The organism is Spongiibacter pelagi (assembly GCF_014705705.1).
In the GTDB taxonomy this organism is placed as follows: domain Bacteria; phylum Pseudomonadota; class Gammaproteobacteria; order Pseudomonadales; family Spongiibacteraceae; genus Spongiibacter; species Spongiibacter pelagi.
Genome location: NZ_JACXLD010000017.1, coordinates 1 through 13,678 on the forward strand (window position 1 = coordinate 1; position 13,678 = coordinate 13,678).

The 13,678-nt window shown below is 49.4% G+C and carries 14 protein-coding genes; 6 read left to right on the forward strand and 8 right to left on the reverse strand.

Translation table 11 applies throughout. The annotated features are described in order from the left end of the window. Nucleotides 1-134: 134 nt before the first annotated feature. From IB286_RS14660 to IB286_RS14670, 3 genes are all read right to left on the reverse strand, one after another. A complete protein-coding gene (locus IB286_RS14660; protein WP_190766849.1) occupies nucleotides 135-503 on the reverse strand; it encodes a hypothetical protein in 369 nt (122 codons plus the stop codon). A gap of 145 nt (nucleotides 504-648) precedes the next feature. Next, nucleotides 649-1,107: a nuclear transport factor 2 family protein gene (locus tag IB286_RS14665; protein WP_190766851.1), complete on the reverse strand. Its 459-nt coding sequence runs from the start codon at nucleotides 1,105-1,107 to the stop codon at nucleotides 649-651. A gap of 33 nt (nucleotides 1,108-1,140) precedes the next feature. Next, nucleotides 1,141-2,595, reverse strand: a complete 1,455-nt coding sequence (locus IB286_RS14670) for an NAD-dependent succinate-semialdehyde dehydrogenase (protein WP_190766853.1) — start codon at nucleotides 2,593-2,595, stop codon at nucleotides 1,141-1,143. A 465-nt stretch (nucleotides 2,596-3,060) separates the two neighbouring features. On the opposite strand from IB286_RS14670, the gene IB286_RS14675 reads away from it, so the two are divergent. Then, nucleotides 3,061-3,813 carry an alpha/beta hydrolase gene (locus IB286_RS14675; RefSeq protein ID WP_190766855.1) on the forward strand — a complete coding sequence of 251 codons (753 nt, stop codon included), beginning with the start codon at nucleotides 3,061-3,063 and terminating at the stop codon, nucleotides 3,811-3,813. Nucleotides 3,814-3,852: 39 nt separating this feature from the next. Continuing rightward, a complete protein-coding gene (locus IB286_RS14680) occupies nucleotides 3,853-4,287 on the forward strand; it encodes an alpha/beta hydrolase (protein WP_190766857.1) in 435 nt (144 codons plus the stop codon). Nucleotides 4,288-4,422: 135 nt separating this feature from the next. Here IB286_RS14680 and IB286_RS14685 read toward each other — a convergent pair whose 3' ends face one another. Further along, nucleotides 4,423-5,391 (reverse strand): IS5 family transposase, encoded by a 969-nt coding sequence (locus IB286_RS14685; RefSeq protein WP_190766859.1) that lies wholly within the window; start codon nucleotides 5,389-5,391, stop codon nucleotides 4,423-4,425. A 17-nt stretch (nucleotides 5,392-5,408) separates the two neighbouring features. Between IB286_RS14685 and IB286_RS14690 the strand changes: the two genes are divergently transcribed. Next, nucleotides 5,409-6,014: an alpha/beta hydrolase fold domain-containing protein gene (locus IB286_RS14690; protein ID WP_190766861.1), complete on the forward strand. Its 606-nt coding sequence runs from the start codon at nucleotides 5,409-5,411 to the stop codon at nucleotides 6,012-6,014. Here the strand turns inward: IB286_RS14690 and IB286_RS14695 are convergent. Beyond that, a complete protein-coding gene (locus IB286_RS14695; RefSeq protein ID WP_190766863.1) occupies nucleotides 6,007-6,699 on the reverse strand; it encodes a TetR/AcrR family transcriptional regulator in 693 nt (230 codons plus the stop codon). The genes IB286_RS14690 and IB286_RS14695 overlap by 8 nt on opposite strands. A gap of 108 nt (nucleotides 6,700-6,807) precedes the next feature. Beyond that, nucleotides 6,808-7,785, reverse strand: coding sequence for a CDF family Co(II)/Ni(II) efflux transporter DmeF (gene dmeF / locus IB286_RS14700; protein WP_190766865.1), 978 nt, complete (start codon nucleotides 7,783-7,785; stop codon nucleotides 6,808-6,810). 152 nt (nucleotides 7,786-7,937) lie between these two features. Between dmeF and IB286_RS14705 the strand changes: the two genes are divergently transcribed. Continuing rightward, the gene (locus IB286_RS14705; RefSeq protein WP_190766867.1) at nucleotides 7,938-10,316 is read left to right on the forward strand and encodes a TonB-dependent receptor; all 2,379 of its coding nucleotides are present in this window, start codon (nucleotides 7,938-7,940) and stop codon (nucleotides 10,314-10,316) included. Nucleotides 10,317-10,335: 19 nt separating this feature from the next. Here the strand turns inward: IB286_RS14705 and IB286_RS14710 are convergent, their stop codons facing one another. After that, nucleotides 10,336-12,351 carry a beta-glucosidase gene (locus tag IB286_RS14710; protein WP_190766869.1) on the reverse strand — a complete coding sequence of 672 codons (2,016 nt, stop codon included), beginning with the start codon at nucleotides 12,349-12,351 and terminating at the stop codon, nucleotides 10,336-10,338. 145 nt (nucleotides 12,352-12,496) lie between these two features. On the opposite strand from IB286_RS14710, the gene IB286_RS14715 reads away from it, so the two are divergent. Further along, nucleotides 12,497-13,102: a DUF6088 family protein gene (locus IB286_RS14715; protein ID WP_223826444.1), complete on the forward strand. Its 606-nt coding sequence runs from the start codon at nucleotides 12,497-12,499 to the stop codon at nucleotides 13,100-13,102. Next, on the forward strand, nucleotides 13,102-13,557 hold the full coding sequence (locus IB286_RS14720; protein WP_190766873.1) for a nucleotidyl transferase AbiEii/AbiGii toxin family protein: 456 nt from the start codon (nucleotides 13,102-13,104) through the stop codon (nucleotides 13,555-13,557). Before IB286_RS14715 ends, IB286_RS14720 begins: the two co-directional genes overlap by 1 nt. Before the next feature lie 40 nt (nucleotides 13,558-13,597). On the opposite strand, the gene IB286_RS15845 is transcribed toward IB286_RS14720, so the two are convergent. Next, nucleotides 13,598-13,678: IS3 family transposase (locus IB286_RS15845; RefSeq protein WP_398285165.1), on the reverse strand; the 81-nt coding region annotated here is incomplete at its 5' end.

The window sequence follows — 13,678 nt, forward strand, 5'->3', positions numbered from 1 at the left end:
GGCGCCGGCCTCATGCTCTTTGATGGCCTTAATGATTTGTTCGTCGCTGTATCGCTTCTTCATGCTGAGATCTCCATCCCGTTAGGTTAACTGGAAATCTCATCGTGGTCATGGTTCTAAAATAGGGGGAAAGGTCACAGCTTGCCGCTTTTATTCTGCTTCAACTCGTTCAGCAAACGCTCGGTAACATTTTCCATCACCTTGTAGTGCTGATCATTTACCGCGCGTGGCGATAGGAAGCGCTGACTCATACGGCGCTTATTGAAGTGGTCTTTGCCGTCTAAAAAGAATACCGGTGCCTGCTCGGGATTCTTATATTCCAGCATATCGGCACCGGCGCCGGCTTGAATGGCCTGTTTGCTGCACATAATTTTGCGAGCAATTTCTGCGTTACTTACACGGTGAGCACCGGGCTCACAATGATTTTGCTCGGCGGCGATTTTGGCAGTTTTGCGGCGATCGATATTATTGTGAACCGGGCATTCAGACGGTGTCGCGGTCATGGTGGATTCCCTCAAAACAATAGTTTGCACAGCAAACTATTCTGCGGTTTGAGCGGCTAGCGCTCTCGACAGCAAGCGCAGGAAAAATCGGCAATTGATGTAACTGTGAAACAGGGTCGTTCACATAATCAACTACCAAAATCCCTTAGCGGCGCACCGGAAGGGGTATAGCAAATAAGCCATTAAATAATTCCATTTTTAAACGGCTCAGTCGGGAGTGCTTAATTTTCCACTCCCCATTCACCTGCACATATTGCTCGTGGTAATGCCCGTAGCCACGCAAATTCAACAATGGAAAAAAGCGCACAATATCTTCCAGCGCCCAAATGCCCTCCGCTTCGGTAGCTGAAAGCAGCGTGATTTCCGGGGCATGAATTTGATGCACCGTAACTCGACTAGGCTTACCCAAGGTAGATTGCACGTAAGCCACAAAGGCATCCGCGCCTTCAATCCATTTTCCGCCGGAGCCGCTGGTGTCACTGACAAAATCATCGGCAAACAATGCACGCCATGCCAGCCAATCTTTGGCATCGAGCAGGCGGCAGTAGCGCGCTTTGAGCTGCTTTATTTGCTCGATGTTATGTAGGTTTTCAGCTAGTTCCATGTGTTATCGCCTTATAGCGCAGCAGCTTATCCCTCAAAGCCCGCCCATGCAGACGTATTTTAAAGTCTGATACTCATCCATGCCGTACTTGGAGCCTTCACGCCCAAAGCCGGATTGCTTCACCCCACCAAAGGGGGCCACTTCGTTGGAGATAATGCCGGTGTTGACGCCGACCATGCCGTATTCCAAGGCTTCAGCAACACGCCACACACGATTGATATCACGGCTGTAGAAGTATGACGCCAAACCAAACTCGGTATCATTAGCCTGTTGAATCACTTCTTCATCACTGCTGAAGCACACAATTGGCGCCACCGGGCCAAAGGTTTCTTCGCGGGTAATCAGCATTTTTTGCGTGACATTGCCCAGCACCGTGGGCTTAAAGAAATTACCGCCTAATGCATGACGCTCACCGCCGGCCAGCAGGCTAGCACCGTGTTGCAAAGCATCGGCGATATGTTCTTCGACCTTGCTTACTGCGCCCGCATCAATCAGCGGCCCTTGATTCACGCCCTCTTCAGCACCGTTGCCAACATGCATATCAGACACGGCTTGAGCTAACTTCTGAGAGAATTCCTCGTAAACCGCATTGTGTACATACAGACGGTTGGTGCAGACACAGGTTTGTCCGGTGTTGCGGAATTTGGACATCATCGCACCTTCAACCGCCGCATCAATATCCGCATCTTCAAAAACAATAAACGGCGCATTGCCGCCCAATTCCAGCGACAGTTTTTTCAGGCTGGAAGAACACTGGGCCATCAATTGACGGCCCACTTCTGTTGAGCCGGTAAACGACAGTTTGCGAACGGTTTGATTGGCCGTCAGTTCCGCGCCAATGACCCGCGACTTGCCGGTAAGAATATTTAGTACACCAGCAGGAATCCCCGCTTGTTCAGCCAACACAGCCAAAGCCAGTGCGGTAAACGGTGTGGCATCGGCTGGGCGAACCAGGATGGTACAACCGGCAGCCAAGGCCGGGGCCACCTTGCGAGTAATCATGGCGGCGGGGAAATTCCAGGGGGTAATGGCAGCGCAAACACCCACCGGTTCTTTCATTACCATCAGGCGCTTGTCACCGGTTGGCGAGGGAATCAGATCGCCGTAAGCGCGTTTACCCTCTTCAGAAAACCACTCAATAAACGAGGCCGCGTATTGCACTTCACCGCGAGCCTCTGCCAGTGGCTTGCCTTGTTCGGCGGTCATAATGCGCGCAATGTCTTCCGCATTTTGCTGAATCAATTCAAACCAACGACGTAAGTAACCACAACGCTCTTTGGCGGTACGTTTTTTCCACGAAGCAAATGCCGTGTCTGCAGCCTCGATTGCCGCCCGTGTTTCCGCTTCATTCAAGCAGGGAATATCGCCCAATACCTCACCTGTGGCCGGATTCGTTACCGCCTTGCGTGTAGGTGATTCCGCGTCAATCCACTGGCCGTTAACATAGGCCTGTTGGCGAAAAAGATCGGGGTTATTCAAAGACAACATTACTTGATTCCAGAAAATGAAGCACTTAATTACTATTATTAAAACTCAAACGCACGTCTTCCTACGACTCTGTTTTCTAATTGTTGAGAATAGCACGTCAGTTAAAAAACTTGTCTAATATCAGCGCCATGATCCTGCCAGTTTAAAAATCGGCAATAGAATAAGTGAAATGTTCTCTTTCGATCCTAACGCAAATATAGTAAAAATAATTGACGGCTAAAAGAAACTATAACGAGCCCCATAAATATGCCCCACCTTCACTCAGCCACATCGAACTGTGTTCATTACTTGGACGTAAAGCTAAGCGTTCGTAGTCGTAGCATTCTAAAAGTAATGAGAGGAATTGCTCCTCGATTACTCTACCGCATGGCCCATCTAACGCCCGAAAAAATGCTATACATACAGCATAAAGTTAGAAAATTTCGAATTCCGTATACCCCCGGAATTTCAATTAACGAGCGCAAAATGGGCACCGTCCCCGGACACAGCTTCGGAAAATTCTCACCGGAGAAAACACTCGTCTTCTGGCTTCATGGAGGTGCCTTTATGCTCCCTGCCGCCCCTGACATTCATCACCGTACCGTTGCTCGACTATGCAAATCACTAGACGCATGCGGCTTTATGCCTGACTACCGATTAGCGCCAGAATTCTCATTCCCTGCAGGCCTAGATGACTGCATGGAAGCCTATTTTTCTGTCATTACGCAGGGATTCAATCCAAAAAACATTTTACTAATCGGAGATTCAGCTGGCGGAAATTTAATGTTTGGACTTATGCAACGGCTACGAAACAAGGGAATGGAGCAACCAAGCTGCGCGGTGGCCATCTCGCCTGTTGCAGAATTAGCCAGAGCAACTAATACACCCTCCCTGTATCTAAAGCGTTATAAAGATCCATTACTTCCATTGGCAGCAATGCCCCAGTTAGCTGAGTTGTATTTCCGAGGAAAAGACGGCTTCAATCCCGAGCTATCGCCTTTGTACATGGACTGCTCGGGACTACCCCCACTTTTTTTCCTTACCAGTAGCAATGAAATTCTGATGGATGATATTGTGACATTGGCAGAACGATGTGAAGGTGCCGGGGTAAATACTCTTTGCCAAGTTTGGCCAGAACTACCCCACGATTTCCCAATCTTCTCAAGGCTTTTTCCTGAAGCACTCACTGCGCTTGAAGATATCGCACATTTTGCAACCCAGCATCTACAGACAAACTAATTTTTAAACAGCCCGTTCACTACTTAACTGAATATCATTATGTCCCAGACTACAACCAATTCAACCTTAAACATTCAAGAAAAAAACTTAAGACTCAGTTTTAAAAGCCGACTAACCGTGCTACTTATGCGCCTGATAGGGAAACGTTATCTCGGACACATGATGCAGGCCAGCTTAAAAAGAATGGGTAATTTTCAAGTAATGACTGCTGGAATGAAATGGCCTGAGGTTAAAGGCGTTTCAATTTCCTATGAAATTATCGGGCGCTCCCCTGGTCATGTTATTGGCGAACTGGATACGGAAAAACCCTTTTTATTATGGCTTCACGGCGGCGCTTTTATACTACCGGCTGCACCAAACGCTCATCTATATACCGCAGGAAAACTTTGCCGAGCTCTAGGTGCCAATGGATTTCTTCCTGACTATCGACTTGCACCAACCAATCCATTTCCCGCCTGCTTAGGGAACATCTGATTAATTGAAGCAAATCGGTATGACGACAGCTATTTTCAAAAATCAGACACTCATTTCTCTTGTATCTGCGCTATTTAGCGCGATTTTAAAGGACATTGGTGCGTATAGCGCACCTGGCCCCGATTTCCAGACGCACTATCCCTGTAGTGCACCCCGTTGTTTCAATAAATGCTCTTTGGCCATAACCAGATTGATTAACGCACAGGTGGTGAACAGGTAATGGGCATTCTTTGCCAGCCCCTTATACCGGACTTTCCGGAAGCCAAATTGGCCCTTCATGACGCCAAAGGCATGTTCCACTCGAGCGCGGATTTTGGATTTGTAGCGGTTGCTGCGGCGTTCACCTTCTGTCAGCTTCCTGTGCCGACTGCCCTTTCGGTTTGTCAGGTCAATCGCATTAGGCGCAGCGGCATGGATGGCGGCCGTCTTGCCAGTGTAGGCAGAGTCGCCATAGACATGCTCTTCCTCACCATGCAACAGATCGCCAATGACGACAGAGTCGTGAACATTGGCGCCCGTAGCCACCACCGAGTGAATCAACTTGGTTTCCGTATCCACGCCAATATGGGCTTTCATTCCGAAGTACCACTGGTTGCCTTTCTTGGTTTGACGCATATCCGGATCGCGCTGCTTCTTCTTGTTCTTGGTCGAGCTGGGCGCACTGATGATGCTGGCATCAACAATGGTGCCGCGATTCACTTTCAGGCCATTCTCTTTCAAATACTGGTTAACCAGGTGGAAGAACTGGTCACCCAGATTGCGTTTTTCCATGAGGTGGCGGAATTTGCAGATGGTTGTCTCGTCCGGTGCAGGCTCGTTGCCCAGGTCAATGCCGACAAAGCGACGCATAGCACGGGAATCGTAAATCGCTTCTTCAGCGGCGGGATCAGAGAGCTGGAACCAGTGTTGCAAGAAGTAGATGCGCAGCATTCTCTCAATGCCGATAGGGCGACGCCCCGCACCTTGCGGGTTGGGGTAAAACGGCGTGATGGCATCCACCAATCCCTGCCAGGGAATGATGCGATCCATGTCTTCGAGAAACTGTTCCTTACGGGTTTTCTTGCGGTGCTTCTCAAAACTATCTGTCAGGGAGAGTTGTTTCATCGTTTTTACTCGGGGCCGTGGAGCGAAGAACCTATTATCGCTCATCGGCGGAATTAATCAGAGATGCCTTAGATGATTGTGAACAAGCTTACAGTGACATTCTTAAGCTTGGTATTAATCCTCACAACATCGTTCTTTTAGGAGACTCTGCTGGTGGCAACCTTGTATTTGGCTTGCTACAACGAATTGCAAAACGCAATCTGGAGATGCCTTGCTGTGTAATCCCCATTTCCCCCGTCACTGAATTGAGCCGCATTCATGGACTACCTTCACGAGCTCAACGTCGCCACAGTGATCCACTATTACCAATAAGCGCTTTTGCCAGTTTGGCCGAAAGTTATCTGGGCGGACAAGACACAAGTAACCCAGAAATTTCTCCACTGTATATGGATTGCACAGGACTGCCACCGATGCAGTTTTTTGTTAGTGATAATGAAGTGTTACGCGATGACACTGTGTATATGGCTAAGCGTTGCCATGCGGCTGGCGTGCTTACAGAATGTCATTTATGGTCAACTCTGCCACATGCTTTCCCTCTATTTGGAAGCATGTTTTCCGAAGTGGGCGACGCTCACGATGAGATGATCGCCTTTGCCACAAAACATCTAACGGGGATTATTTGAAGTAATAGCTCTCACCCTCTCTCAACATCGCCACTAACTTAGGATATTTTTGGGGCTTAAGAATGCCATGCAAACTCAATCGCAAAAACTCACGAGTGAAACGTGAAGCCATCTTTTTGCGCTCACGGGTACTTTTTGCCTGTGCGCTCGCCCAAACAGGCCACATAAAAATGCCAGACAATAAAATCATTGCCAAAACTTCCGAATCAATATCATCCTTAGAATCTGAGCTTTCAGCAAAAACATCGACACTCTGTTTGTAATGCGAAAAGAAATGATCACCACTGTTTTTGGATGACAGCATATCAAATAACCATATACGCCCTAACTCCGGGTTTTCCATCGCGAATTTAACCATTCGCTCAACCGCTTCAAATAAAGATTGACCATCAGATGGCAAAGTTACTGTACCATCAGAGCTCTGCTTAGAAGCCAGAAAACCCTGCCCCATTAACTGATCAGAAACCCACTCTGCGGTAGCATGAAGTAAATCATCACGAGTAGCAAAGTGCTGGTAAGCCGTACCGCGATTAACCCCTGCAAGATTTGCAACTCTGGAGACACTTAATCCTTCAGGTCCATCTTCAGATAACACTGTTCGAGCTGCAGTAAGAATGGCGGCTCTTGTTGCTTCTGGGTTTCGTACCCTTTTTTTTGTAACTAAATTGTTATTTTTGATCGCCATTCATAATCACCCCTGTTGATAAGAGTTGGCATTATGCCAAACCAAGAATGAGCTACCTAACTAATTTTCAAAATCAACGAAATACAGCGTCATTACGGCCTAGTAGGCTCAATAATCAAAGCGCTGAATCTCTACCGCGATATGCACCAAGCCCGCAGAACCGGGCAAACGCGCCTTATAAGCATCGGGGCTAGCGGGTTTATTCGCCACCAAGGCGATCTGCACTGAATGAATACCGGGGCCAATTGACCACAAGTGTAGATCGGTCACCCGGCTATCTCCATCGCGCTCAATCGCCTCTCGAATCTGATTTTCCAGCTCTGGCGAACCCTGCTTATCCAACAGTACAGAAGCCGTTGTTCCCAATAATCCGACAGACCAACGCGCTACCAGTAAAGCGCCCACAATTCCCATAATCGGGTCCATCCACACCCAGCCGAAATACTTTGCACAGAGCAGTGCCACAATGGCCAGCAGCGAGGTCAGCGCATCTGCCATCACATGCAAATAGGCGGATTTTAGATTGTGGTCATGATGCTCATGAGAATGCCCATGATCGTGGTGATGATCGTGCTCATGATGGTGGTCATGTTCGTGATGGTGATCGTGGCCGTGATGATCATGGTGATGGTCGCCACCCAAAATAAAGACACTCACGCCATTTACTATCAGGCCCAGCACGGCAACAAAAATCGCAGAGTTAAAAACAATGTCTGTGGGATTAACAAGGCGCACAAAACTTTCAATCGCCATATACAGTGCAAACAGCGCCAGTAACACCGCACCGGTAAACCCACCCAGCGCATTCACCTTGCCGGTACCAAAACTGAACTGCCGATTATTGGCATGGCGGCGGGCATACACATAGGCAAACCCGCTAATACCTAGCGCCACCGCATGGGAGGCCATATGCAGACCATCCGCTAATAGCGCCATGGAGCCATAGCGGATACCCGCCACAATCTCGACCACCATCATCACTGCGGTAACGGCAATAACAATCATGGTGCGTGATTCACCCGGTTTTTTAATATCTTGATTAAACGTGTGTTCGTGCTGCCATTGGCTTAGTCGATCTTTATTCATAGTGTTTTCACAATCTTTAGGGAGAGCAATCTGCTAATACGCAAATAGCGTATACCTGTCACATGCAATTCGGGCGGTGTAATGCTAACGTGAACAGTGAAGCGGCACCATAAAGCCGCTCGTCCAAATCATAATAATAAAAGGAAAAAGCTGTGCCAAACTCAAAAGCATTGCACCGCCCATTGTCCGTAAAAAAGACCCTTGCCCTCGTAGCATTATTGTTTTCCGGCTGTTATTCCCAATGGCTATATGCAGAACCTCGGGTTATTGAAGAAGTCATTGTCACCGCTAATAAAAAAGCGGAAAGCGCGCAAGATGTGCCACTTTCCATCTCCGTGGTCAGTGCTGACTTTATCAATGACGCCGGCATGTCGGATGTTGGCGAAATCACCCGCTACATCCCCAATGTCAGTTTTGACGCCTCGCTGGCGCTGTATACCAGCATTACTATTCGCGGCTTTGGCACCCCGCCCCTAGGCGTTGGCTTTGAACCTTCTATTGGCTTGGTGATCGACGATGTACCCTATGGCCGCTCAACCTTTGCCCAAGATGCGGTATTTGATATTGACCGGTTGGAAGTGCTGCGCGGGCCGCAGGGAACCTTATTTGGCAAAAACACCTTGGGCGGCGTGCTGAATTTCCATACTAAAAATCCGACCACCGAACCCGAAGGCTTTATTAAATACAGCCGCAGCGAAGATGTAGAAGCCGACCGGTTTGAGGGTGCCATCTCCGGCCCACTCATTGGCGATCGCTTACTGGGACGCTTAGCTTTTCGTTACAACGATGCCGACACACTGGAATACAACAGCACCCGCGACGAACAACAAACCCAAAAAGACACCGCCATACGCCTTAAGCTACAGGCCTTGCTGAGCGATAGTTTGACCGTTAATTTTTCTGGCCTGTATGCCGAATCGCTCACCAAGGGCTATACCCAATCGCTATTTATCGCCAGTGACCGAAGTCTGCGAGTCTTCCGCGAATACGACCCGCGCACCGAGGCTGACGCCTTCGACCAAAATACCTCAACAGATTCGCCCACCTATTCAGACCGCGAAGTGAACGCCGGATCACTGAGCATTATCTGGCGGCCCGAAACGCTACTGGGCATTAACGCCCCGGAACTCACTGCCATCGCCTCCTGGTCTGAAGTATTAATTCCCTACGCATTAGACGTGGACTATTCCCCGGTGCCCTTAGTGGCGTTTAATCAACCACCCAAGGGCAACCCCTACACAGCAAAATCCATTGAGCTGCGTATGAACGGCGGTTTAGACGCGCCATTTGATTGGGGAAATGGGCTGGATTTTGTGGTGGGCGTATTTGCACAAGAATCGACGAATGATGTGTTTCAAGACATTGATGTTAGTCTCAACGGCCTGCTGGCCTTCGCTCGCGCAGGTGCCATTGTGCAAAACATACAACTGCCGATAGACCCCTTGTTGATTACGCCGGGACTCACCCTGCCCGACCTGATTCCCGGTGCCATTGAGCGCGAACGCTATATTTCCGCAACCCAATCAACAACCCAATCCTTCGCGGTGTTTTCGCAATTTAACTGGATACTCACCGACCGGCTGACCGCCACCGCGGGTATTCGCTACGGTGAAGATGAGTCAGAAGGCGCGTCTTACTCTAGGGTAGCCGAGGGCAATAGCATCTCTGGCGGCTCACTCAATCAACGCAACTTCAACGACCCGAATTTGCGTAATAAAGAAACCAATGTCTCGCCCAAATTGGCCATCAATTACGAACTCCTACCCGATGTAAATGTGTACGCCAACGCCGCAAAGGGCTTTAAAGCCGGTGGTTTTGACCCCGCACCACTGAATGACGATCATCTAACTTACAAGGGCGAAGAAACCCTCACCTATGAAGCGGGAATGAAATCTCGCCTGCTTGGTGGCGCACTGGTTTTGAATATGGCGGTGTTCAGTAGTGATGTTGATAATTTGCAGATTCGCACTTTTTCCGGCGTTACCCTAACCACCTTCAATGCACCCAAATCCTCCAGCCGAGGCGCAGAGATGGACTTCTTCTGGTTGCCGCCGCTAGATGGCCTGAGCTTGGCTGGCAGCTTGGCTTACTTAGAAGCCAAGTACGACGACTTTAAAGAAGGCCCGCCGCTTTTTACGTCCACTCAAGACCCCACCCAAGATTTAAGCGGCAAACCCCTGCCCTACGCACCGCGCTGGTCTGGCTCGCTCTCGCCCAGCTTTAACTTTCCCATTCTGGGCAGCCCAGATGTGCTCGGCAGTATTCGATTAAATGTGAGCTACACCGGCGAGCGTTATCAGGATTCGGATATTGATATCAACACGCTGCAAGAAGAAATCACCCGAATTGATGCCGGACTCGGCGTGCGCTCTGCGGATGATAGCTGGTCTGTGAATTTGCAGGCCCGCAATCTGACCAAGGAACAGGATTCACTATTGATATTGGATCAGCCACTGATTCCCGGCAATTACACCAAGACACCCTATCCGGATCAAACGACGTATCAATTGGATTTTAAATTGGGGTTTTGAACCAACAAACTAAGAAGCGTTAGTGATAACAAAAAGATAAAATTTGCCTAATATCACGGGAGGAACTTCCCAATCGCGTCGTGTAGTTTCCGGGGGGAAGCACCCAAGCGCGTCGGGTTTCGCAGAATTCTGCCAGCTCGGACACCGGCAAAGTGAAAGTTACCTGCTGGCTTTCGCCCGGCTGGAGGACAATACGCCGGAACGCTTTCAAGACTTGCGGAGGTCGGTCCGCCTCGGCGGCTTCGCGGGCGATATAAAGCTGCACGACCTCGGCCCCCTCCCGCTCGCCGATATTGGTCAGTGTAAATGACAGCTCTAGTGTATCTTCACTACTCAACTGGGCCTTGTTTAATTGTCCTTCGCCATAAGCAAAGCGGCTGTAGGACAGGCCGTGCCCAAAGGGAAATAAAGGTTCAATCTCGGCGCGATCAAAGTGGCGATACCCCACCAGCAAGTCCTCATCGTAATGCACGGTTTGCGTATCACCGGGATAGGTTCTAGCCGAGCGATGGGCGGGGCTATCTTCCAGTTTTTGCGGAAAGCTGACCGGCAATTTCCCCGAGGGATTGACCTCGCCATAAAGCACATTAGCAATGGCGCGACCGCTTTCCATACCGCCATACCAACACTCAAGTACCGCAGGCACCTTGTCTAACCAAGGCATTTCTACCGGCGATCCATTGATAAGCACCACAACGGTATTGGGATTCTTTGTTACCGTTTCTTCAATCAATCGCCGATGCTTTTCTGTCAGAGATAAATCGGCTCGATCCACCCCTTCTGAATCCACGCCGGGACGGTGTGTTAGACCGACAAAAACCAACGCGGCATCCGCGTCTTCAGCTTTTGCCACAAACTCAAAACGGCCTCGATTTTCTGCCTTCAAGCCTTTCAGCGGAGTAACCTCATAGGGCGACCACACCCCGGCGCTGCCGCCCCAAAGCGGGTAACAATGGCGGCGATTAGCATGTGGCCCCAGCACGGCAATTTTCTTTATCAGTTCTGACTTAAGAGGTAAAAGCTGGTGTTCGTTTTTGAGTAAGACAATACTTTGCTCTGCAATCGTCAACGCCAGCGCCTGATGCTCCGCCGTATTTCTTGCGCCTTTATGCTCGGGCACAGCCCGACAATCTGAATCGATATGCCCGGTTAGCAGCATTACCCGCAGTAAGGGCGCGACCACATTGTCTAATTCCGACTCGGTAAATTTACCTTCCTCAAAAGCCTTGTGCAGATTTCGCTTGGAATACTTCGAGCCCCAGCCGGGCATCTCTAAATTCAATCCAGCCTTCACACAACTTTCCGGACTCTGAGTTCGACGCACGGCAAACCAATCACTGACCACAAAGCCCTGAAAGCGATAATCTTTGCGCAATTTTTTGGTCAACAATTCCGCATTGTCACAACAGGAGGCCTCATTCACGCCGTTATAGGCCGCCATAACCGACCACACATCGGCCTGCTCTACGGCGGCTTTGAAGGCCGGGTAATAGATTTCCTCTAGTGCGCGCTCAGACACTTTGGCGGTAATCCGTATCCGGTCTTTTTCCTGATTATTGGCTGCAAAATGCTTGGCGCAGGCGGCCACACCACGAGACTGAATTCCCTGAATCATTGGCACCGCAAGGCGGGCATTCAAATAGGGATCTTCACTGAGATATTCAAAGGTACGACCGTTTAAGGGCGTGCGGGTAATATTAATCGCAGGCCCCAAAATCACCCGACCGCCGATCGAACGACATTCATCGGCCAGCGCCACACCCAATTGCTGCATCAACTCAGGGTTCCAGGTAGCCGCTTGCGCAATGCCAGAAGGAAAAGCGGTACAGCGACGCAGCACGGAATGAAACGCCACGCCGCGCGGCCCATCACTGAGCTTCATTTTGCCAATTCCCAATCTCGGCACACCCCGCGTTTTAAACAGGCTGGCACCCGCGCACAGGGAGATTTTTTCAGGCAGTGTTAACTGAGAAAGCAATTCCGAAACCTTAAATTCCAGTTTTTGCACGCCCGCTTCGTTATTGTTTTTATTCATAAATTTAGCCAAGAAGCCACATTATATTAGCCATCATTAGACAATAATCCTGACATAAATAATATAGAAAGCCTTACTATTTGTGAGCTAAAATAAAACCACATAGTAATCTTATGTCAGGATTTATTTAGAAATGTCTGTGGCAATGAAGGTCGCCTCGAGGATAAACCACATGAAGCGTGGCATCCCGTTCTCTATTACAGGGTTTTATTCTCTGGGCAATCGCACATCTGTTCAAAAAGCGATCAGCCGCTTGGCACAGGAGGGTGTGGTTGAGCGGGTATCCAAGGGCTTTTATGTCCGCCCCAAGCCCTTGCCCAGTATGCCTTCGATTAAAACCACAACCAGTGCGGAGCAGGTTGCCAAAGTCTGGGCCAAGGAGAATGGCTACAAGCTGGTAAGCCAGGGGCAAGAGGCCGCCTACCGTTTGGGTTTTCAGACACAGGCCCCCATGAAAAAGGTGTTTTGGAGTAATGGCCCCTCAAGGGAATTTCGGATTGGCAACCAAGTAGTTGAGGTGCGCCATATCACCAAGCAAAAGCTGCGCTGGGAAAACGCCCCGGAAGGCACCTTACTGCGAGGCTTACTGGTTACACCGCCGGAGTCTATCGAAGTATCGAACCTAAGAAAGGCTGTTGAACGGCTTTCGCTAACGCCAGCCGAGACAAAAGCCGTAGTCAAAAAACTCACGGCTTTGCCGCAGCTCAATGCATGGCAAAGCAAGCTTGAGCAGCTAGAACTAAAAACCTGATGCATATTTTCGAGTTTTATCGAACCCCAGAAAAGCGGGAAGAGTTAAAGCAGCTATTAACGCTCGGCGCCCAGCAACATCCTGCTGGCCTGCCTGACTTCTTTCTTGAAAAAGACCTTTGGGTGACAGAGATTCTCCGCCTTCTCTACAATGAAAATCTGCTTGGCGATTATGCCGTAGCGTTTAAAGGCGGGACGGCGCTAAGCAAGTGTTGGCACGTTATTGACCGCTTCTCGGAAGATATTGACCTGTCCATTCACTGGGCAGATTTGGCTGGGACAGACGACGAACCCGCCGCATGGGAGCAACCGACAAAGAGCCGCAGCCAGCGGAAAAAATTTCGCGATAAACAAACGTCTCACTTGGAGAAATGGTCTAGTCAGTTTACCGATAAACTTAATCAGCGATTAGCGAATTTCGGCATCGAAGAGCTATCTGTGTTGATTTGCATTTAAAACTGACCCACTGAGGATGCGGATAATTTCTTGGACTTATTTATGTCACTAACCCCAAACTTTCACGGTACTCGATGGGGCTGAGATAACCAAGAGACATTTTGATCCGCTTTTCGTTGTA

Excerpts from the sequence above, each read along its gene's own strand:
- IB286_RS14660 (WP_190766849.1), bottom strand. The coding sequence starts at position 503 with ATGACCGCGACACCGTCTGAATGCCCGGTTCACAATAATATCGATCGC.
- IB286_RS14665 (WP_190766851.1), bottom strand. The coding sequence starts at position 1,107 with ATGGAACTAGCTGAAAACCTACATAACATCGAGCAAATAAAGCAGCTC.
- IB286_RS14670 (WP_190766853.1), bottom strand. The coding sequence starts at position 2,595 with ATGTTGTCTTTGAATAACCCCGATCTTTTTCGCCAACAGGCCTATGTT.
- IB286_RS14675 (WP_190766855.1), top strand. The coding sequence starts at position 3,061 with ATGGGCACCGTCCCCGGACACAGCTTCGGAAAATTCTCACCGGAGAAA.
- IB286_RS14680 (WP_190766857.1), top strand. The coding sequence starts at position 3,853 with ATGTCCCAGACTACAACCAATTCAACCTTAAACATTCAAGAAAAAAAC.
- IB286_RS14685 (WP_190766859.1), bottom strand. The coding sequence starts at position 5,391 with ATGAAACAACTCTCCCTGACAGATAGTTTTGAGAAGCACCGCAAGAAA.
- IB286_RS14695 (WP_190766863.1), bottom strand. The coding sequence starts at position 6,699 with ATGGCGATCAAAAATAACAATTTAGTTACAAAAAAAAGGGTACGAAAC.
- dmeF (WP_190766865.1), bottom strand. The coding sequence starts at position 7,785 with ATGAATAAAGATCGACTAAGCCAATGGCAGCACGAACACACGTTTAAT.
- IB286_RS14710 (WP_190766869.1), bottom strand. The coding sequence starts at position 12,351 with ATGAATAAAAACAATAACGAAGCGGGCGTGCAAAAACTGGAATTTAAG.
- IB286_RS14715 (WP_223826444.1), top strand. The coding sequence starts at position 12,497 with ATGAAGGTCGCCTCGAGGATAAACCACATGAAGCGTGGCATCCCGTTC.
- IB286_RS14720 (WP_190766873.1), top strand. The coding sequence starts at position 13,102 with ATGCATATTTTCGAGTTTTATCGAACCCCAGAAAAGCGGGAAGAGTTA.